A 23,241-nucleotide genomic window follows, 5' to 3' on the forward strand; every position below is an offset into this window, starting at 1 on the left:
TAATTTATTCATTTGAGGGCTTCCCAATAGTTGCCAATATTCCTCCGTCAACATAAAGAATGTGTCCGTTTACAAAATCACTTGCTTTTGAAGATAAAAATATGGCAGCACCCTGTAAATCTTCCGGGTCTCCCCAACGATTAGCCGGTGTTCTGCTAATGATAAACTCATTAAATGGATGTCCGTCTACTCTGATTGGAGCAGTTTGGCTCGTTGCAAAATAACCAGGACCTATTCCATTAGTTTGGATGTTAAACTTGGCCCATTCGGTAGCCATATTTTTAGTTAGCATTTTTAATCCTCCTTTGGCAGCAGCATAAGCACTTACAGAATCTCTACCCAATTCACTCATCATAGAACAGATGTTAATGATTTTTCCACCACCACGTTGAATCATTCCTTTCGCTACATTTTTAGAAACAATAAACGGACTAATTAAATCGACATTGATTACCGCTGCGAAATCTTTAACCTCCATTTCGATAATAGGGGTTCTTTTGATAATTCCGGCATTATTGATTAAAATGTCTATTGGAGCTACTTCTGACTCAATCTTGTTTATACTTGCAATTACAGCACTTTCATCAGTTACGTCAAATACATAGCCGTAAGCTTCAATTCCTACCGATTTGTATTCAGCAATTGCATTATCTAATGCCTCTTGCGAAAGATCGTTGACTACAATTTTCGCTCCTGCATGTCCCAGTCCTTTGGCCATTGCCATTCCTAAACCATGAACTCCTCCAGTTATTAAAGCTGTTTTCCCTGTTAAATCAAATAAGTTAATTGACATTGTTTTAATTGTTTTAGTTAGTATTTATTTTGGCTTTTATCAGTTTTGATATTGCGAAGTTATATTTGAAATCAAAAAAGCTATTTCAATATTTACCATTTAACTTTCGAATTTGTGTAAACAGCTTGTTTTATGGTTATAAATCAATGGTTATGGGGGTTATATTTAGATATTTGAAGAAACAGGATTGATTAAAATAAAAAAAAGGCGACTAAATCTTTTTGATTTAATCGCCTTTTAATGAAATGGAATAAGCATTATTTTACAGTTACAATCAAAGGATTTTTGATGGATTGATTAAAATCATTCAAATAATCAAACCATTTTTTAGAATTGGTGATTTTTCCGGCCTTATTCCAGGCTGCTCCAGCATAGTAAACGATAGATTCGTTGTTTTTAACGGTGGTTTTAGCTAATAGTTGTTGTTTGTTAACTAACATATTAATAACAGGAGTTGTTAATATTGCACCAACACCAGTGGTACCATCTTTTTCAAAAGTAGGTTCCCAATAGCCTACTATACCTAATTGTTCGTTTAATAAAATATTTCCAGCTTCTGGTCTTTTGATAATACCAACAACTACTGGCATTGGTTTATTCCCATCAAAAGTAAATTGATTTTCGATGCGATTAAGCTGAGAACCTGCATCAATTGATATGGTTTTAGTAGCCTTAACTTGTATGCCACCAGCATTCCAAGTATCATACATTAATTGAAAAGTAGAACGCAATGGGCCGTTATCTAATACTTTCCAATGATGGTAATTTCCTGAGTATCGAATAGTATCATTGATGTAAGGTGCCATATTTCCTGCGCCTAATGAAAAACCAACATGATAATAATCTAATCCATCGCCATGATCAACATGATAATCTGCCAATTTATAACGTTCGTTTAAAATCATTCTGTCAGTTCGTTTCACCCATACATCAAAACCATAAGCATCACCAACTTGTTTTTCTAACGCTTTTCCATAAGTACGAAAGGCAATTTTATCGTTTTCCCAGGCAAAATCATCTTTGCGTTCCGGAACATAACGAGCGTAAGTTTTGGTAATAATTGCTGCTGCTTTTCCTTTTTGAATCGAAAGTAAAAGTGTTGATTTTGCTTTGACATCAACTTGTACTAATAAGTTTTGGATTGATGTATTACCCAGATGTTCTAATTGATAAGAAACCTGCTTTTTTGTAGCAAGATTAATCACTACAAAATTAGTAGTGTCTATTTGAGGAAAATGAGATAAAACAGCATCCCATTTTACAGACACCACGGCTTCTTTTCGATCTAAATCCGAATTGTTTTGGATGGAAACAGTGGCTTTTGTCTGTGCCAAAGTAGGGAAGGAGAATATAAAAGCAATTCCCCAAATTAATTGGATAAATTTCATGAGTTTTTATTTATTTATGTAATTGTTTGTATTTGTTGTACTCTATGGCTTTTAGTTTTAATACTATGTTTAAAAAATAGGCGAAATTGGGCGTACTCGTTCCTAATGACTATAGTCATTTGTCGAGATCTTGGTTTTAAAAGTAGAACTTGTTTTGACCGTTTAAAAGCCGTTTTTAGTATTGTCCATTTTGGCTAAATATTCGCTTGGTATACAGCCATAATGTTGCTTAAATGCTGTCGAAAAATAGGAAGGCGAATTAAAACCGCACATATAAGTAATTTGTGCTATGGTGTATCGCTTACTCTGCATGAGTTCTACTGCTTTTTTAAAGCGTATTCTCTTTATGAAATCCATTGCCGATTCACCAGTAATTGCCTTCAATTTCAAATAAAGGTTGGAGCGACTCATTCCTATTTGTCTGCTAAATACATCTACAGTAAATTCAGAATCGGCCAGATGTTCTTCAACGATACCTATAGCTTCTTTCAAAAATTCTTCATCAAGAGTATTAAAAGCAATATTTTCCGGAACCATTTCTTTTGATGCAGAATAATATTCTTTAAGGCGTTTACGAGAGCGAAGTAAGTTGGCTACTTTTACAGCTAATAACTGCGTTGAAAAAGGTTTTGTAATATAATCGTCAGCGCCCATTTCTAATCCTTTTATTTGCTGACTGGTTTCTGTTTTGGCCGTTAAAAGCATAAAAGGAATATGGGATGTATTGATGTTTTGCTTCACCCGTTTGCAAAAGTGTAGTCCATCAAGTTCTGGCATCATTACATCACTAATAATGATATCAAATGGTTGAACTTCCAGTAAATCTAATGCCATTTGACCATCATAAGCTACTGTTACTTCATACATTTTGCAGAAATAATCCTGTAAATACGCTAGAATTTCTTTGTTATCATCAACAATTAGTAGTTTAATAGCTTGTACCCCTTCTGTAATTTCATTGATTAATTCTTCATTTTCTTCTAAGAGGAAAATATTTTCGGTTGTGTTCTCATTTTCAGTAACTATAGAAGTTTCCTGCGTTTTACTGTCGATGTGTATATCATTTTTATAAGCTTCATCAGAAATAGGCAGACTTACGGTAAAAATACTTCCTTCTTGTTTAGTACTTTCGGCAGTAATAGTTCCATGATGCAATTCGACCAAACGTTTGGTAAAAGCCAATCCCACACCAGAACCCAAATTCATTTCTTTATTATTTACCTGATAAAAACGATCAAAAACTTTAGCTAGATCCTCTTCACTAATCCCCATTCCGGTATCGGCTACTTTGATTACTATTTGATCTTCTTTTTTCAATAATTCGATGCTTATATTATGTTCTGTTTCGGTATACTTGAAGGCATTGGATAAAAGATTAAATAATATTTTTTCCATTGCATCCTTGTCAAAATAAAAGGAGAGTTCCTTTTCAGAAGAATGGTTTGAAAAATGAATTTGTTTTTTTTCAGAAAGCGGTTTGAATGATTCGTAAATTTCATTAATGAAATGTACAATATCACTTTTACCCACTTTGAGCTGTTGTGTTCCCATTTCGGTTTTTCTGAACTCAAATAGTTGGTCCACTAAATTGTAAAGTCTTTTCGCATTAAGAAACATCAATTCGTGTTTTTTCTTGGTTGCTTTATCGGTAAACGGCAATTTCAATAATTCTTCTAAAGGTGCTAAAATAAGCGTTAACGGAGTTCGAAGTTCATGAGAAACATTGGTAAAAAATTCCATTTTGACCTGATTAATTTCACGGACTCTTTTCTTATCGATCCGTTCTAATTTTAATTGTTGCAATGCTTTAATACGTTCGGTAATCATCCGGAAACCAATGTAAGAAGCTGTACCAATAACAATTAATACTAAAATAATAAACCAAGTAGCTTTATACCATGGTGGTAGAATTTTAATGTCTAAATTTCTAATGGCGCTCATTTCGCCATTAGGTCCCATAGCTTTAATTTGCAACTCGTATTTTCCTATAGGCAGATTGCTGTAACTAATTTTTAGTTGGTCCGTACGTTGCCAATCTTTATCAATTCCATTTAATTTATAATAGTATTGTGTCCGATTAGACGATATGTAATTAAACGTATTAAAAAAGATACTGAATTGTTTGTATTCATGTCCAATTTCGATGCTTTTAGCCTGATCAATGTGTTCTTGGAGAATTTTAGTTTCATCATTGACTGCAACGGTTTTATTTAACACTTCCAGTGCTGTGAAACTCAATTTTAAAGGAAGTGCTTGCTGTTTTACCATTGATGGATAGAAATAGGAGAGACCTTTGATTCCTCCAAAAAGGAGCATACCATCTTTAGCCTTATAAAAGGAATATTCGTTAAATTGTTTATTTTGTAAACCATCACTTTCATCAAAGGTTTGTACCGTCCCTTTGTCTGGGTTGAATTTTATCAAACCTCTATTAGTCGAAATCCATAGATTTTCATCATCATCTGGAACTATACCGTAAATTGTTTCTTTTACAAAATCTATTGTTCCTTTAAAGCTTTTAAACGATTCCTGAGCTTCATCATACAGGCGCAATCCTTCTCTGGTTCCAATCCAGATTCGATGTTTTTTGTCTTCGGTAATACAATTGATAATATCATCACTTAATTTTCCGTGTCCCAGATCTCCAAATAGAATATTGTCAGGATAAAACAATGTAACTCCATTGGTAGTTCCAATCCAAATTCGATGTTTGCTATCTTCGAAAAGATAGGTAATATCATCTGAAGAAGGGCGTTTTCCTGCTTTGTCTAAATGGAAATGCGTGAAAGATTTGGTTTCAGGATGAAACTGATCCAATCCGGATCGTGTACCCACCCATATACGGTTTTTGGAATCTTTTAAGATGCTATAAACCAGGTTTCCAGCTATGGAACTGGGATTGTTTTCATCGTGAAGAAAACGCTGTACACTACCACTGTTGGGATTTAGCAAATTTAATCCCCCATTATGAGTACCAATCAATACATTTCCGTTACTATCAAAAGCAATGGCTTTGATATTGTTTGAACTTAAGCTATTTGGATTATTTTCATTATTTGAATAATAAGTAATGGTATTGGTATTTTTATTCCAGTAATTTAGTCCTTTATCATTACTTCCAATCCAAAAATTACCTTTCGCATCCTGTTTGATTACACCAATGACTTCATCATTTAAAGATGGTTTTCCTGAATTCTGACTAAGTAGATTAAACTTGATATCATTTTTATGGTAATAGTTAAGCCCACCATAATAAGTTCCTAACCAAATACCATTTTGTTTGTCTCTAAAGAAACAGCGCACCGAATTTTGACTTATGGTATATGGCTGCGCTATTTGGTGGTAATAGTTAGTAAAAGAATTGTTTTTTAAATCGTAAATGGAAAGCCCTTTAAAAGTCCCAATCCAGATATTCCCTTCTGTATCTTTCCCTACACATCTAACATTGTTATCCACTAGACTATTTGCAGTAGTGCTGTGTAGTAGTGAACTAATTTTTCCGTTTTCAGCATTGTATTGAATTAGACCATAACCCTCTGTTGCAATCCACATTATTTTACCTTGGATAAAAACATCGTTGATATAAGGTTTTTTTGCTCCTAGATTAAATTTGATTAATTGATGGGTATTTGGTTTTAATTTAAAAAGGCCAACATCGGTACCTAAAATAATTTGCTGTTGCCAAAGCCCGATGTATGCGATTTTTTTAATTTCATGGGAGGAAGCATTGAATTTAATTGGGACAAAGTTTTCTGCATTTGGCGAAAGCATAAAAACATCTCCAGCAATTGAGGTTGCCCAAATTTGATGAGCACTGTCTTCTGTAATAGAGGAAATATACCATTCACCTAAAGTACGAGGCAGTTTGTAGTTTATAAAACTATCCGTATCATAATTATAAACGCTGATTCCCTGATTTCCACCTATCCATAATTGACCATTATGATCGGTAAATAAACTTCGGATATAATAGGATTGCAGACTGTTTTTAACATTTTGTAAGGGACGATATACCTTAAAACCTTTACTGTCATAACGATTTAGACCATCCTGAGTTCCAATCCAAATGAAACCAAGAGCATCTTGTTGAATTGCAAAGACAGAACTTTGTGAAAGTCCTTTATCTACTGAAATATTTCTAAACTGTTTATTACTATTTTGAGCAGTAACTGTACCTGCAGGAAGTAATAAAAAAAGTAAAATACCAAAAAAGGTATGTAAAATTACTATATGTTTAGTCCAATGTTTCATTTTCTTTATAATGGATTGTAATTGTTGCATTTTACAACTACAATATAGTTATTATTGTGTGTTTTTTACTTCTTTTGAACATTAAAAAGTTAAAAAACAGTTAGATTCTTGAGAAGTAAAACTAATGATATCTTTTTTGAATGGGTTTAGATTTTAATTAAAAATATTTAGATTTTGTTTAAACTTTTATTAATAACTTTTGTATTCGCATTTTTAATTTTTTAGCAGAAAATAATATTCGTTACATTCATTTTTTATCTGTAACCATCATTGGATAGCGGTCTATCGATTCCTGAAAACCATTCGAACTATTTACTAAAATGGTACTTAACGAAAATTTACGTCCTTTTGCTTTTGAAGCACCATTAGATGGACCATACAACAAATATTCCCCAGTTTTTTTATTTTCTATTTCCAATCTCGCCGGCTGATCTAAGTTCAGTTGGGCATTTATCATATAATCACCTATAGCGATATTCCCTTTGTTATCTGGTTGTATGTTTGTAAAAGATAGACCATTACTTTCATCGATTTGTATTACGGCAAAGTAGCGCATCTGTTTTGATTTTTCGACGTTTTCAACCTTGTAATGAAATTGTTGTTTGTCAAATTTTTTGGCAGGTCTTCCTCTTTGTGGATTAAGCCAATCAAATGGTTTTACAAAAGAACTATCGACCAATTTTTTAGCCGTTGGCAAGCTGCTAAAAACATTTACCAAAGCATCACCATTATCGGTATTAGCAATTAATGATTTATCATTGGGATTTAATGTCATATTTGCTCTTTGCAAACCATTCAGTTGGAAAGTCCAGTTTACAGGCTTTTGCGCTTCCAGTTCGTCATAGACTACCACAATATTGGGGCGTAAAAGAGCTACATGTCGACGAAATTTACTCACTTTAGGATCGTCCTCATCGTTAATGATAAATCCGTTTTTAGTATCGTAACTATTGGCATTTTTTAATACTGTAATCCAGTTGATTATAGTTGAATCCATTTTTTTATAAGCGTTTGAAGCATCACCCATCACATAGGTAATGTTTTCTCCGTCTAAATATCTGGGCAACCATCCGTAATCTTTTTGACTATAGCCTTGTGTCATTCCGTCAACAGTAATAGTGTTTCTGGCTCTGCTGTGTTTTTGTGCTAACAGATAATGTTTATCTTGTGTAGTAATACGGTAGCCAGTTGGGTAAAACAAAGGTTTCCCTTTGTAAATGATATTAAAGCTGTTTTGTTCGGCTAAAGCATGCGATCCTATTCCGAATGGCGAACTGTAAAAGGAAAGAAATAAATTCTTTTTGGCATCCAGCACATCCGTATTCATAACTGCAATACCGCTTTCAGGAAAAACTGCCGATTGTGGAATTGTTTTCCAATCTAATTGCATTATTTTTTTTGGCTGGTGTTGTAGGCGATAATCAGAAAAAACACTTCCATTAAACTGATAAATGCTGTCTAAAGATTGGTTGGAAATTTTATAAGCGTAGTTAATAGCAAAAGGATTGTTTAGCTCCTGCCCAAGAATATAGGCAAATCCGGTTCGTAATTTGTTTAATTGCTCCCATTCATCACTTCCGTCAGCAAAACCGTCACCTGCTGATTTGATAGGAATAGTGTAGGCCAGGGCATTGGCACAATTTAAGTACCAGGGATGGCTAAAAGTATTTACGTTAAATAAATCTCTAAATAAAATAAAATTACTAACCATTGATTCCATACTCACATGAAGGTATCCCATATTGCCATTAGGCCAAACACCATCAGAAGCAAAACCTCCTGCCGGAGAACGGGAAAGCCAGATATTATATAACATATCAAACCATATTTTTGCTTCCGGAGTATGGTCTTTCATGACCATTGATGTTACAAACACGTTATGGAATATATGTTGAAAAAAATGTTCCCCTACGATACCATCAGCTGAGCCTATATTTTCTTTTAAAGCTTCTCCCATTATCAATTTTGCCACAGGAATGATAAAATTTTCATATTGTTTTTTATCAGCCAAATTAATTTTATCATAAGCGATATCATAAGTCATAGCTAAAGTTGACATTGATTTAGAAGCAGAGAAATCGGCCATTTCGTACATCTCTACACCATTTAAAGAAGCTATGTATCTGGTAAACGTAAGTGCTTTATCCAAATATTTTTCATTGTGTGTAATATCATAAGCCATCAATAGGTTTTCTATATCACTACACATTCCTTCTATTTCGTAACGCAAACGAAATTTCAAAATTTGGTCTCGCTCTTGTTTTGATGCTGTAGCTGGTATTTCTTCTCCTTTAACTTTATAGGTTACTATATTTTTTCCCAGAGCGGCATTAGCTTTGCTTTTATATTGAGCGATTAAATTACTTTGGTCAGCTGTTGGAGAATTTATTTTCAAGGGCTTGAAAATACGTGGATGTTGCGAGGGAATTAGTTTTAATGCAACATTTTCTTTTGGGGATTCAAATTTTGGTATGTTTGGTAAAATATCAATTTCAAATGTTTGTGACCATTGTTTACCAGCTACTCTATAACGCCAATACCAGGTTCCGGGTGCCAAGGCTTTATGATTATTATAAAAAGGCATTCGTAAACCATTTGCATTAATTATAGTCTTGAAAAATTTTTTATCCTGCCCCAATTGAAAATCATAACGCAGGTATTCCTCTAATTTTTTTTTACTGGGTGTTTCAGGAAAAGTTTTTGGATATTCATAATCGGCCATTGGCCAGGTAAATATTGGAGGATTAGCAATCAACGTATGTCCTTTTACAGGATACGGAAATTCTCTGTTGCCTTGTTGTCGAATAGCGTTTAAGCTGATGTTTTTAATACCGTTACCGTTGTCAGATTCGTTATTACTAATTTTATAAGCCTCTGAAAACTGATTAAACCCTTTAAAAATTTCTTTTACTGTAGATTGTGCAAAAACATTCTGTACCAATAGAAATAGAGGAGCTAATAAGAGGAGTTTAATGAAGACCTTATGCGCTGATGGATAATTTAATTTGAACATTGTTTTATACGGTTAGGTTTTGAATTGGTAATAACAGTTTATATTTTATTTGTAATTGTACACTTTGATGTTGTCATACGCTCCTAAAGCACAAGGCATGAGTCTGAATCCCCAATAACCACCTGCTAAAGGTTGATTATCTTTGTAGCTAAAAATCAATTTACCGTCAACTATATAGCTGATTTCATCATTGATTTTTTTGATTTCACAGTGATAGGTTTTATCTGGATTTTTAGAAACAATGTCTTCTCCTTCATACAACAATTTTCTACCTGGAGCTTTCCGAAGATTGGCTGTTTTGCGTTGTGGCTCAAAATATGAGATGCGATAATTATTCAGGTTTCCAGTCATAAGTTCGGTTGAAAGTCCATTACGCTTAGGAAATGTTTCATCAAAAATTCCTTTTCCGTTGGTTCCCAAAGCAGAAAATAATACCATATGCAATGGAGTGGGATAAAGTGCTTTAAAGTCAAATTCGATAGAAAAACTGGATTCGGTTAAAAATTTTTTGTTCCAAATATTAAAGCTGCCTCCATAAAATTGTAGGTCATTTTTGTTTGAATCTGAATCGGTAGTATTATTAACATAATAACGTGAAATATACTTTCCATACTTTTTTTTCATCGCTTTGATAAGGTATGGTTGATATTCTTCGGTATTATTTTTTTTTGAAATCTTTCCTTTATCCATTAACTTTTTTAGCATCTGAAAATGCAAAGGCTCTAAAATTAACATTCCATTTTTGATGTATGATTTTCCTTCTCCTTCCATTTGCCAGTCTTTTAATTCACTATTATTGGTAAATTGATAACTGCAAACTAATACTTTGTTTTTTTCAGTTTGAGCTTGATTGGTAAGGCTAATGAGTAAGAAAATAAAAGCTAGAAACGTTTTATTCATTTGATGTTTTTTAAACATTATTGAGTATAATCAGTTAAGTTTTCCGAATGTAAATAAATGACTAACGGGGATTTACTTATTGTTTTTGGATAGTCTCTTTAAATCCACTATGTTCTACTGTAAAACCATCTTTAAAGGGTTTGTAAATACCATATTTGAAGTAGGGGCCTAATTCGTCGTTTTTACCTATGTCAACATTTTTGATATCGCACAACACTTTGTCATCCATCCACATTTTAATATACCCTTTTTCTAAAACCTCGTCAGCGTTGTGATTGTATTTACTGTATTTTATTTCCATTTTAAAATGAATCCACTTATTAATAGGCACACTGCTTGTTGGCTCAGAAAATGCCAAGAATCCGGTTTTTCCATTTTCACCGATTACCTTACCTACAGCTACTTTATTAGGGTAAGGTCTGGTTCTGGTTTCACTATCAGATACACGTTCGGCACTGCTGCGAACCAACATATATAAATAAGGCGGACGATAACTCATTTCGGCAATTGGACCTCCTGCAGCTGCATCGACACGCCAACCGTTTGTTTTTTTTGTTTTAATGTTTTTGCCTATGTGTTTATCAAAATACATAGTATCCAGCATTTTTGTCATTTCTTGTATTGATAATTTTACCAACTTTCCTTTAGGATTTATCAGTAATGTGCGGTCTGGTCTGCCGTGGATTTGTGCAATAATTCCACCTTTTGTAGGGGATTCGGCTTCCGGAAATCTGGTATACCAATCGTAAGTTACTATATCACCATAATTTCCATGAAATGAGTTAATATAGCCTTCATAGATTTTTGATAAGTCTTTGATTTCCTCGTCAGAATAGCCTTTTAGGTTTTCTTTGGTTCCAAATGTTGAAGAAAGTTCAATTCGGTTAGCTTCTCCAGTGCAAATGAACTTATAGACAGGATTGCCATTATGTTTGTTTTTCATGTCTTCGATAATGATACCTTTTGGTTCTTTATCACCGATAGGAATAAATTGATTGTCCAGGATTTGTTCTGGTGTAGCTATGTCTTTTTGCTCACTTAACCGCCAATTAATATTCCGTATCGTGTTTTGCTCTATTTGTTTATTGTTTTGAGCATAGGATGCTGTTATAAATAACATACTTACCAGAGAAAAACACAGCTTTAATGATTTACTTTTTTTCATTTTATATGATATAAATTTTTAATATTTTTTTTAAATGCTAAAGAGCATAGATACGAAGGTTTTTAATTTGTTGTCGGGAATGCAAACTCCTAAAACCAAAATATCCCGAAGTAAGTGGAGCTGGATCTACATAATTAAAAAATAGTTTGTCATTTACCCAAAAACTAGATGTGCCGTTTTTTACTATTATTTTGATATGGTATGTTTTTTCAGCTTCTATTAAATGTGCTTTATCGGTATATTCTTGTATGACAGGTTTTGATGTGGCAAGGTATTTTCTAAAGCGAGTAGAAGTGTTATTCCATCCTCCAATACCTACATAGTATAATAACAGATCGTCATATTCGTCAAATTTACCATTACGAGAGAACAGCTTTGCGTTTTTTGGGTCGCTTGCCATCCAGAATTGGTTTAAATCACTGACACGGTCGTTACATTTATTATCCATTCGTACAATTCTATCGTATTCAATTTGTATGTTGCCATTCAATACCTTATTTAACCAAACGGTAACACCTCCTTGAGTATCTAGTACCAAAGCGTTTTTATGAGTATAAACCGTCGAGGTATAACCCGGAATATTGTCTATTTCAGCTATCCAAGCATTACAGTCTAGAGGTTTAGAAAAATCTGATCTATAAAGTAACCTAACTTTTTTTTGTGCCACACAGCTAGCACTTACCATTAAAAAGAGGATAGAATTTAATATCGTCTTTTTATATCCTAAATCAGAAAATATTTTCATTGTTTCTTTTTAACTGTTTATACCGTTTATCAACAGCTTGAAAAATAATTATTACAGACTCAAAATAAACTTATCGTCATTAGCTTTACACCATTTTTTTAAATAGTTACGCATAACAATGAGTTGTTTTTTGTATGATTTATTTACTGCCAGATTAGTTATTTCTCCCGGATCTTTTGATAAATCAAACAACTGTTCTTTTATTTCGCCTTTATTGTAAACAATGTATTTAAAATCTTTTGTTATTACAGCTCTACCACTAATGCCTAATAGATCTTCGTTATCAGCAAAATCAGTTTCAATCACTAAAGTATCTCGTAGTTTTAAACCAGGATTTTCTATTTTTTTACTGATATCAATACCTTTTAAATAATTAGGTTTTTCTACACCGGTAAAGCCACAAATGGTAGGAATAATATCGATACCATTACAAACCAACATGTCATCAGTTCGGGGTTTCCATTGGCCTATTTTCGAAATGATAAAAGGAATTTTAGTGGCTTCCTCATACAAAACCTGTTTTTGGTTCCAACTATGTCCCGCATTTCCATCGCCATGATCGGCTGTGAAAATAATGATGGTGTTTTTTTCGATATCATATTTTTTTAGCGAAGCCAAAACCATTTCGATATAAGCATCCACTTTCTCTACTAATCGGTTATAAGCCCAGCGGTATTGACGCCATTTTTCCGGAGTGTAATTTACCGATGGATAGGTGCGTAAGCCCACGGTTTTTTGAAGTTCACGTAATATTTTTGGTTCATTGTCCGGAATTTCCCAGTTGGCTGGTAACTGAGGGCATTGATGAGGTGGTGGTGCATCTTCTAAAACATCCATTTTTAAATCTTCATCCCGTGCCCATTCGCAAATATCATGTGGATTTAAGAATGAAGCTACCAATAAAAATGGATTACTTTTATTCTCTTTAATAAAGCGTGCGCAAAAGGAAGGTGTGGCAGCATCATTATAATCTAAAAAGTTTGTGTTCTCAATGTATTCAAAACCATGTTGGCTTTTCTTAGTAACTGGGACAGGCAAATGCCATTTACCCACATAGCCTGTTTTATAACCGCCATTTTGGAAAATTTTTCCCATCATCAATAAATCATCTGGCCAAAGACCATCTCTCTCTGGTATATTGCCTACGAAACCAGTTTCAAAAGGCATTTTACCACTAAAAATAGCGGTACGAGACGGGCTACATAACGGTTGGGCACAATAAGCTTTTGTAAAGCGAACACCATTTTGCGCTAACTTATCCATAGCTGGTGTTTGCAAATCTTTGTTGCCTGCTATACTCATTGCATCAGCAGTTTGCTGATCGGTCATGATGATAAGGATATTTGGGCGATCAGCTGTTTGTGCTACAATTGCCAATGGAAAATTTATCAATCCCAACAGGTAAAAGAAAACTATGTTTTTTTTGAATTTCATAATCTTTTGATTTATACAATTTTAAAGTACAACACGAATTTAGCTATGAATACTTTAAAGCAGTTTTAAATATGTTCAAAATGGTATTAAATTTAGTTAAAGTGTTTATTTACTAATGATTATTTTAACTGATATTGTATTTAAGGTTGTTTTTTGAATTTTTATTCTTACAGTTATGCTATTGTGTACATTACTTTAATTTTCATAAAAAGGTTTAATCATGTTTATTGGTTAGATTAGAACTTTTTTATTTTTCTTTGAATATGAGAAGGTAAATTACAGATTTTAAGTTTGACTGAAATCAAACGAGTAAAATCATCCCGGATACTGATTGAACAGTAGTAATAATTGTTCTTGTTTTTGTTTGTAGGCTGGATTGTCAAACAGGTTTACTCTTTCTGCAGGATCTTCTGAGAGATTGTACATTTCATTTAGATTTTTACCATCCTTTACAGTTTTTCTTAACTTCCATTCGCCATCCTTTACTCCTTCTAATACACGATTGACATAATAAATAGGCTGGTGCTGTTTATTATAATTTTTAATACTTAAGATATTTTTTACTGATTCTCCGTCAATGGTGTAGGCAGGTAATTTTACTTGTGTCCAATCGGCAATGGTAGGCAGTATATCAATATTTGCAAGAGGAGTTCTTATAACTTCATTGACAAGAGTATGTCCTTTATAATAAATAATAAAAGGAACACGATGTCCGGCTTCGTAAGAGATTCCTTTTGAACCTTTAAAAATACCAGCGGTTCCAATGTGGTACGGTTGTGTGATTCCGTCTTCAAACATTCTTTGTGGAGCATTTAGCCAAGGACCGTTGTCACTTGTAAAAATAAAAATAGTGTTGTCTGCCTGCCCGTTTTTTTCTAATGTTTTCCAAAGATTCGCAAGTGCATCATCCATTTCTTCTATGACATTTCCTAACGCTCCACCAGCGGATTGTAAACCATTTTTTTTGGCAGCTAAACCCACAGGCAGATGTGGCATATTATAGGTGAGATAAAGGAAAAAAGGCTTTTTTTGTTTAGCAGATTCGTTAACAAACTTAATACTTTCTTTGGTATAAATAGAAGTCAATATGGTGTCTGCAGGTTTATAAATCTCAGGTTTAGTGTTTCTGAAAATTTTAATGATGGTATCAGTTTGTACATAAGGAGTTCTGTAATCATGGCTGTACATCATACCAAAAAACTCATCAAAACCTTGCTTATTAGGCAATGCCGTACCATAATCGCCCATGTGCCATTTCCCTATACATGCCGTTTTATAACCAGCAGGTTTTAACATTTCGGCAATGGTAACCTCTTCATCTTTTAAACAAGGTTTTTCACCTGGACCGACCGGCCATACTAAATCGGTTCTGGTACAATATCTACCGGTGATTAAAGAAGATCGGGAAGGGGAGCAAGTAGGGGATGTTGTTACAAAATTAGTAGCCAAAACTCCTTTTTTTGCCATACCATCAATAAAAGGTGTATTAATTAGTGGATTGCCATAACAGGAAAGATCACTATATCCCATATCATCTGTAAGTACAATCACTATATTTGGTTTTTTTTGTGCAACCACTTGTAAGCATATTGTAGAAAAAAGAAATAGAGCCAATAAGTTGGTATTCATTTTTTTAAACATGATCATTATTTTTAATTAGGTTAATTTGTTTTTTCTCAATTTCCAGATTGACAATTGGTTTAATTAAACTTTTTCTTCATTTGTTGATAAGAAAGTAAAGCTTCTAAAAAATAATAATCGGCATAAATTAAACCACCATCTATTTCAGAATTTCTTAAAAAATTTCCAGTAGCATGCTTTAATAAGTAATCTCCTTTTTTACTCGTATTAAGATAGGTGTCAGAAGATAAACTTTTTAAAATCTGTTCTGCAGCTTTAAAATATTTTTCACCATTTTCAGGTGATAAAGGCGCTAAACGCAATAAACCAGAAGCTAATATAGCTGCAGCAGAAGCATCTCTAACTGTTGGTATTTGTGGAGCATTGTAATCCCAGTACGGAACCATATCTTTTGGCATATTAGGGTTGTTCAAAATATAGCTTGCTACATTTTCTGCCTGTTCTAAATATTCTTTTTTATGAGTATATTGATACATAAAGCTAAAACCATATAATCCCCAGCTTTGTCCACGACTCCAGGCAGCAGTATTTGCGTCACTATTTCCGTTGTTCCAGTCTCTTTTACGCATTTTTCCTGTTTCAGGATCATAATCTACCACGTGCGAACAGCTAAAATCTGCCCGGTACTGGTTTTTCATGGTTGTATTGGCATGATTAACCGCTATTTTGTAGTAAGTACTGTCATTTGTAAATTCGGTTGCTTTTACCAATAATTCCAGATTAATCATATTATCAATAATTACCGGAAATTTCCAATCTCTTCCTGAATCTGGATTCCAGGACATGATAGATTTTACTGTTGGATTGTATCTTGTTACAGCAGTTTTTGCCGCTTCAATAATCACTTGCTTATACTTATCGTTTTTAGTTAATCGGTATCCATTACCATAACTGCAATAAATCATAAAACCTATATCATGGTCGGTAGTAAAATATTTGTTACTTTCTACCAATGCGGTCGCATATTCGGCTTTTTTAAGGATATTTTTGTCCTTTGTAAATTCGTAAGTTAACCATAAGTTTCCAGGGTAAAATCCACTGGTCCAATCACTGATAGCTGTATATCCTTTTGAGCTGGATCGAGGCATTTTGCCCGTTTTTTTTACTTTTTTTAAAATATTATTCGAATAAATTTTTTCTAAATCAAATATGAAAGCTATTTTTTTATCGCTTAACTCTGATGATTTTTGAGCATATGTATTATTGCCACCAATACTAAAAATTGATAGTAAAATAATACCGCTTGTTAATTTATTTAATCCTTTTTTTTGTTGTTTTATAAATTGTATCATATTGTAATGCTGATTTTTTTTAAAAATTAAAATACATTTTTACGATTCTTAAGCTATAAATAAGTCTCAACATTTAAGAAGCTTTTACTTTTGTTTAAAATGAAATTTATTTAAGTCTTTATTTGTTCTTTAGATTTAGTAATGCTAAATAAAGACATCTGACAGTCTATTAAGTTTGGTTTTCGCTAAAAAACTATCAATTTTGATTAAAACCCATTTTAAATGATGAATATTTACAGGTATTTTGACCATTGTAGATTTTATGTAAAAAAAATGCAGGGCTTTTCGGCTCTGCATTTATTAAGTTGATCTAAAGAATTTCTGTTTTTATCTTTTTAATAAGATACTGGATTAGTTGAAACGTTTTAGTGGGCTTTAACCAGTTCGATTTGCATGGTTTTACCGTTTACGGTGCTAAAAGTAATTTTAGTATCTGTTCCGTTAACCGTTGTCGTAACACCTGTAACAGCTTTTTTTAGAATCCATTTTCCTATAATATTTAAATTCACTTCTTCCGTAACCGGTTTTCTATATAAAAAGGAAGGAGTTTTACTGATGGTATTCCAATCGGGATTTTCGTCCTCTTTAAGTAAACCTAAATTTGGGTTGGTAAGACTTATTTTCAAATTCCCCCCGGTTATTTTTTGCGTCATAATAACTGATGGTTTGTCTACGTTTTTAACTACATCCGCATTAAATTTTGCAGAAGAATCGAAAACTACATAGCCAAATATACTATCTGGCACATATTGCGCTACGTGCGCTTTTTCATCCTGTTGGATAACGTTAAAATATTTACTAAAATTATCAGCTAAATCTTTGGTGTTTGTCTCGCCTTTTAGCCATACCGCATAGCGATAGGTAGCAGATGTTGGCGCCACACCGTGGTTAATGTATGCCTTGGTAAAATTACCAGTGGATGTCGCAGTTTTGCTGTTTTCGTTAAACGAGGTTTGTTTGCCCCTTGTAATTACCACATTGTTGTTATTCACCACAGCTTTAGGCAACACATAGCCATTTCCGTTAGCATCGGTAGCCCAAACGCCACCACTGGTTTGATCAAAAATATAATCGTTACCAGTTTCTGTTTTTCCGTTAACGATAGATTTATTGTTTGTACCATACGATGTTTGGAACAACGTTGTGTGAATAGGATGAGTGCCGTTTGTATTCTTGATGTCAGAACCGAGGCATAATATTTTATCATTAAAAAAGAAATACGATTTTAAAGCTGTCATTTCCGTATCCAGATTATAGTCTTTATAATCGATAGCAAATACACCCTGATTATCTAAAGATGCGTGTGCTAAGAATGCTTTTCCATTAAATTCACGTGCCTCGCTTTTTGCCATTTCTGTAAAAGGAACATTTGCAACGGTTGTACCCGCTACATGAGCCCAGTCGTAGCCTTCCAAAGTTAAACCGTTCGTTTCCGGAGTTTTTGGAACACCAAGTGTGAGTAATTCCATTGCTCCTGCAGATGAATATTGGCCATAAAGATTGTTTTTATCACTGTTTTCATAATGCCAAACGTTTTTGCTTGTGCCTTTTACACTAGCCTGGTAGCCTTTGTATTTATGGACACTTAAGCCTGCATACGGAAAACCAAAATGACCTTCCATAATTGGTTTCCCTTCGCTCACTTTTGACAAAACATCATTCATGATTTGCATTCCGGCCAAACCGTTTACCATAATCAAACTTACACCACTTGATTTTATCAGTTCTGTTTTAGTTTCTTCAGATGTCAGATTCCATAATCTTTTAAATTCCTGACCTGCATCCAAATTACCAATCGGATCAGCTTGAAATAAATTAGCAAAAGCAGGTAATAAATCACTAAAAGAAGTATTCTTCGGAAATCGTCCGGTTATTCCTCTTGGCATTGTAAAATCAGTACTAAATTTTGCATAGTTCATGATGGCATTTTTAAGGTTGCTTTGTGCCAATTTGTCCAGTTCATAAACGGTAGATTTAAGTATCATATTCAAAACACTTGCCTGTAGCAGAGCGCTAAGACCGTAACTATTAGCATAAACACCCCGATGATGAAAAGTTATAAAATCAGGCTTAATACAGTCGTGCCAGCCTCCGCTAATTTGTAGTGCGGTATTATAAAAGCGCCTGAAGAATTCCATATTTATGACTTTATCTTTACTGCTGTCTTCTTGTGCAAAAATATAGCATAGTCTTTGTTGTGATCCTGCCCTGATCATATCAGAATTCATACCAGGATTGGTGGGATATCCCGGTATTCCAATCTTCGTACCAAAATCAGGAGCAATATAAGCAGTCAAAGTGTTTAAAGCCTCCATATGATGCTTGAATGTGCCGACTGCTTTTAATTCGTCTTTCATCAATAAAATAGAAGTAGCGTAGGCCGATGTACGCAAAGCGACTCTTGCGCTAACATCCTGACCGGAAATTTCATAGTTAAAATCTGATTTACCACTAACACCTTTCGCTTTTATATAATCGAAAATCATGAAAATACTATCACGAAGACTTTTGCGATGATAGGCAGGATTCGGATTATTTTTTGGTCCTTTTATTTGGTATAAAAAAACCATGCTTGCCAAATGTTTCTCTCCCAGATTAGTAAATAAAGCTTGGTGTTTAAAATTCTTAAAATCCCAAGGAGTACCTGGCGAGGCGAAATTATAATCACTAAAATCTCTTGTTGTAGCCGAATTTCCACTAACAAGGAACTGCTTATACCTTGTTAGTAATTGGGGATTAGTATAATCTGCATTTTCGCCCAACATCCAGTTGACGTATTTTGTTTTAAGGGCGTTAATCTCGGTAAGCTGTGCAAAAACACTTCCATTTAGTAGAAAAAGAAATCCTATCAACAACGATTTTTTTAAAATACGGTTCATATAAATACTAATTACTGCTTTTTTTCTTTGTTTCTCATAGCGATAGCGAAATCTTTCCAAATTTGATATTGTTCTGGAGTTAGTATAGTTTCCTGTTTTGCTCTCATTTCTTTGTTAAAAGCTTTTTTCTTTTCTTTTTTTTGTTCTTCAGTTAGTGAAGCATCTTCTTTGATTGCTTTTCCGCCTTTTCCAGTTTCGGCAATTAAATCATGCATTTTTTGTCGGTTAGCATCGCTCAATTTCATTACTGTAAAAATAGAATCTCTCAATTCTCGCATATTTTTCTGTTTGTTCTGGCCAAAGCTAATGGTGGTAATAAAAATCATACTGAATAATACTATAATTTTCTTCATGTTTCTTATATTTTAATTTTTGAAGTTATATGCTTTCTTTTAATTTAAAGCAAAGACTAAAGCTTCTGTTTTCATTCCCACAAAATTTTTAGGGATTTCTACAATTACGCCGTTACCTTCTTTTTTCCAATTGACGTTCTTAGCCGTTGAAACAAGCTTAATTGTGCCGTTTTTTGTAGGCTGATTTCCTTTCCATTGTACACTAGTAGGAACAGCTTCTCCTTCTTTAATACAAACAATAGCATATTTAGTTTTTCCATCTTTTGATTGTGTAAACCAAGTATTACCATCATTATAATTTTGAGTAATTCGAGTACTATAAATAGCAGCTCCATTTACTTTAAGCCAATTGCCTACTTCTTGCAAAGGTTTCTCGATTCCCTTAGGAAATTCACCTTCCGGTGTAGGCCCCCAACTTAAAAGCATGTTTCCGCCTTTTGCCACAATTTCCGCTAGTGTATGAATTACCCATGCTGAAGATTTTATCTTCTCTTCTTCCGGTTTGCGATAGCTCCAGGCTTTAGTAAGAGTTATGCAGGTTTCCCAAGGAGTACTCATTTGTTCTTTTGGGATTTGTTGTTCTGGTGTACGGTAGTTTTCGTATGGACCATGTACTGTTCTGTCAACTATTATTATACCAGGTTGTTTTTCCCTTGCCATTTTAGCGATACGTGGCATATCTACTTCCTGGTTAAAATTAGGATAGTTAGACCTACCTCTTTTATCAAGTCCCCATTCTGTACGTGCTAATTCACTTTTTAATGCAGGACGAATCCATCCGCCATCCAACCATAAAATATCAATATTCCCGTAGTTTCCTAAAATTTCGCCAATTTGATTGAAGGTGAAATTTTTAAATTTTTGCCATTTCTCAGGATATTTAGCTATGTCATAGTTAATGTTACGACTCGGAGTAGGAAAACGATCCCACCAAAAATCTTGCGAATGCCAATCTGGTTTAGAAAAATAAGCACCAATCATCATTCCCTGTTTGCGGTAAGCATCAAAAATATATTTAGTTACATCGGCCTTAGGATTGTTTTTAAACGGACCGTTTGTGATTTTATAGTCGCTCTGCTTGGTATCAAACATATTAAAACCATCATGATGTTTTGTGGTGAAAACTACATATTTCATTCCTCCATTTTTCGAAATTTCAGCCCATTTTTCAGGGTTGAATTTAGTTGGATTAAATTGCTTAGCGAGGTTCCAATACCATTTTTTGTACTCTTCGTAATTTAATGTAGTATCGCGTTTCGGCCAGGGTTCACCACATATCACCCATGATTCTGGTATACCGGCTTGGGTATATACGCCCCAATGAAGAAGTACGCCAAATTTTAGATCCTGCCATTTATCCAGTTTGTCTTTTACCAGTGGGTCAGTTGGATATTCGTATTCTTTAGAAGGATCGTAAATATCTTCTTGAGCACTGCCTAGCAAAGGAATAATTAGTAAAAGAGATATGAAATATTTTTTTAATGTCATTTTTTTAAATTTAATAATTAGGATTTTGACGAGTGATACTGCTATTAACATCTCTTTCATTTTGAGGGAAAGGATATAATTCGTGCTTTCCACTTACAAAATTGCCAAATGAAGGATAGAAATAGTTAGAACGAATTTGTTTTACAGCTGTATTTGTTTCTGTGATTTTATCGGCTAAAATTCCCCAACGAATTAAATCGGCTCTGCGCATTCCTTCGCCAGAAAGTTCCCAAGCTCTTTCTTGTTGGATAGCTTTTAGGAAATTAGCCTTATTTAATCCCGAAAGATTAATTTGGGAAGCTGTTGGTTTGGTCAGAAGTGTTGCTGTTGCTGTTGCACCGGAACCTTTTCCATCAGTACTGCTAATAGTAACTGTAGGAGCAGAAGTATAACCATCTCCCGAACGCAACATAGCAATAGTACCAATGCGACCTCCGCTGGCCATTGTTACTGCAGCTGCAGCTGCATCGCTACCACCTCCGCCAGAGATATTAATTACCACAGTAGCTGCGGATGAATATCCTGTGCCTTGACTTCCTAAAGTAACGTTGATACGACTTCCGGGAATATCCATACCAAAACCTCTTCTTCTTACCTGATTAATGGCATCATAAGCAATAGTGTTAGGGCCATCGTTTAACTCATTTTCTACTTCGGCACGCATTAACAAAAGATCAGAGTAACGCATGATTACCCAATTGATATGAGTATAACTTCTTTCTAAAGTAGAATTAGTTTGATATTCCCGGCTCCATTTAGCCACGGTCCAACTTTCATCTTGTCTACCTGAAAGAAGAGGGATTTTATTTCCAAGATTATTAATCGTATAAGTAGCTATCGAAAAATCTCTTCGTTGATCGGCTGAGTTGAAACTGCTATGAAAAGGTTTTGGGACTAATGATCGGCCTATAGTACCGGCATACAAACCATTTGTAGTAAGAGGTCCATTAAAATAACCGATCCATGAGGCATTTCCTTGGCTTCCTGCAGGATTGTAAAAAGCTACCTGGAAAATATTTTCTGTAGGTTCTAGCACGTGCTGGCATTGGTTTTTAAAAACTTTTGAGTAGGATGGGTTTAATTTAAAAGGATTGGCATTCATAATATCATTTATTTCTTGTTGTGCCAATACGTAATATTCTCTGTAATTATCAGGACGTTGTATTGTTCCGTCTGCTCTCAGGGAATATCCTCCCGCAAATAAGGCAACTCTGGCAAGCATTGCTTTGGCACCCCATTTATTGATGCGTTCATCAACGGGTAATTCTTCAGGTAAAACCATTGCCGCTTCCTGCATATCTTTTATGATTTGAGCGTATATTTCATAGCGATCTACAAGACCAGCTTTAAAATTATCTCCTGTTTGTGAACTTTTAGTTTTAAAAGGGACGTCTCCCCACAAGCGAACTAACTCAGAATAGTAAAAACCACGTAAAAATTTGGCTTCGCCTAGCATTCTGTTTAATTGATCTTTTTGGTTCTGGTTTCCATTTTTATATAACTCCATTTGAGGTATTTTTTCAATCACTACATTGGCTCTGTCAATCCCAATGTATAACTGGCTCCATACATCGAAAAAAGTATTGGTTTGAGAAATTCCTTGATAGTGAGCAATTGTTCGCCAGTCTACTGTACTTGAACCACTATTTTGAAGAATATCTGTATCAGCATCAAAAATCATTGGAATATTCCAGCCATAAGTGTCTAAGGAAGACATTATTTCATAAACGCCTAGAGTTGCCATGTAAGCTTCATTTTCATTAGAGAAAAAATTAGCCGATGTAAAGTAAGAGTAGGGCGTTACATCTAATTGGTTATCACAGGAGTTAAGAGGCAGTATAAGAGAAGCTATACCAGCTACCATTAATACTTTTAGGGAAAATATATTGTTTTTCATTT

14 protein-coding genes are annotated in these 23,241 nt (G+C 34.1%); all 14 read right to left on the reverse strand.

The window, feature by feature from the left end; translation table 11 throughout:
• Positions 1 to 4 precede the first annotated feature (4 nt).
• The 14 genes from ABS764_RS00520 to ABS764_RS00585 all read right to left on the reverse strand — a co-directional run bounded on the left by ABS764_RS00520 (position 5) and on the right by ABS764_RS00585 (position 23,239).
• Positions 5 to 793 (reverse strand): gluconate 5-dehydrogenase, encoded by a 789-nt coding sequence (locus ABS764_RS00520; protein WP_408078869.1) that lies wholly within the window; start codon positions 791 to 793, stop codon positions 5 to 7.
• A gap of 257 nt (positions 794 to 1,050) precedes the next feature.
• Positions 1,051 to 2,181, reverse strand: a complete 1,131-nt coding sequence (locus ABS764_RS00525; protein WP_408078871.1) for a DUF4861 family protein — start codon at positions 2,179 to 2,181, stop codon at positions 1,051 to 1,053.
• Positions 2,182 to 2,343: 162 nt separating this feature from the next.
• Positions 2,344 to 6,432: a hybrid sensor histidine kinase/response regulator transcription factor gene (locus ABS764_RS00530; RefSeq protein WP_408078873.1), complete on the reverse strand. Its 4,089-nt coding sequence runs from the start codon at positions 6,430 to 6,432 to the stop codon at positions 2,344 to 2,346.
• A 247-nt stretch (positions 6,433 to 6,679) separates the two neighbouring features.
• Positions 6,680 to 9,445 carry a DUF4962 domain-containing protein gene (locus tag ABS764_RS00535; RefSeq protein WP_408078875.1) on the reverse strand — a complete coding sequence of 922 codons (2,766 nt, stop codon included), beginning with the start codon at positions 9,443 to 9,445 and terminating at the stop codon, positions 6,680 to 6,682.
• 45 nt (positions 9,446 to 9,490) lie between these two features.
• Positions 9,491 to 10,345 carry a DUF1961 family protein gene (locus tag ABS764_RS00540; RefSeq protein WP_408078877.1) on the reverse strand — a complete coding sequence of 285 codons (855 nt, stop codon included), beginning with the start codon at positions 10,343 to 10,345 and terminating at the stop codon, positions 9,491 to 9,493.
• 76 nt (positions 10,346 to 10,421) lie between these two features.
• Complete coding sequence (locus ABS764_RS00545; RefSeq protein ID WP_408078879.1) at positions 10,422 to 11,510, reverse strand: polysaccharide lyase; 1,089 nt, start codon at positions 11,508 to 11,510, stop codon at positions 10,422 to 10,424.
• 37 nt (positions 11,511 to 11,547) lie between these two features.
• Positions 11,548 to 12,255 (reverse strand): DUF6250 domain-containing protein, encoded by a 708-nt coding sequence (locus ABS764_RS00550; RefSeq protein ID WP_408078881.1) that lies wholly within the window; start codon positions 12,253 to 12,255, stop codon positions 11,548 to 11,550.
• Positions 12,256 to 12,306: 51 nt separating this feature from the next.
• Entirely contained in the window at positions 12,307 to 13,689 is a 1,383-nt protein-coding gene (locus ABS764_RS00555; protein WP_408078883.1) for a sulfatase family protein, read from the reverse strand.
• Positions 13,690 to 14,004: 315 nt separating this feature from the next.
• The gene (locus ABS764_RS00560; RefSeq protein WP_408078885.1) at positions 14,005 to 15,318 is read right to left on the reverse strand and encodes a sulfatase-like hydrolase/transferase; all 1,314 of its coding nucleotides are present in this window, start codon (positions 15,316 to 15,318) and stop codon (positions 14,005 to 14,007) included.
• 71 nt (positions 15,319 to 15,389) lie between these two features.
• Positions 15,390 to 16,622, reverse strand: coding sequence for a glycoside hydrolase family 88 protein (locus ABS764_RS00565; RefSeq protein WP_408078887.1), 1,233 nt, complete (start codon positions 16,620 to 16,622; stop codon positions 15,390 to 15,392).
• A gap of 365 nt (positions 16,623 to 16,987) precedes the next feature.
• A complete protein-coding gene (locus tag ABS764_RS00570) occupies positions 16,988 to 19,501 on the reverse strand; it encodes a polysaccharide lyase family 8 super-sandwich domain-containing protein (protein WP_408078889.1) in 2,514 nt (837 codons plus the stop codon).
• Positions 19,502 to 19,512: 11 nt separating this feature from the next.
• Positions 19,513 to 19,854: a hypothetical protein gene (locus ABS764_RS00575; RefSeq protein WP_408078891.1), complete on the reverse strand. Its 342-nt coding sequence runs from the start codon at positions 19,852 to 19,854 to the stop codon at positions 19,513 to 19,515.
• Positions 19,855 to 19,893: 39 nt separating this feature from the next.
• Positions 19,894 to 21,342 (reverse strand): alpha-L-fucosidase, encoded by a 1,449-nt coding sequence (locus tag ABS764_RS00580; protein WP_408078893.1) that lies wholly within the window; start codon positions 21,340 to 21,342, stop codon positions 19,894 to 19,896.
• Positions 21,343 to 21,352: 10 nt separating this feature from the next.
• Positions 21,353 to 23,239, reverse strand: coding sequence for a RagB/SusD family nutrient uptake outer membrane protein (locus ABS764_RS00585; protein ID WP_408078895.1), 1,887 nt, complete (start codon positions 23,237 to 23,239; stop codon positions 21,353 to 21,355).
• Positions 23,240 to 23,241 lie beyond the last annotated feature (2 nt).

Source organism: Flavobacterium plantiphilum, assembly GCF_046000495.1.
Lineage (GTDB): Bacteria > Bacteroidota > Bacteroidia > Flavobacteriales > Flavobacteriaceae > Flavobacterium > Flavobacterium plantiphilum.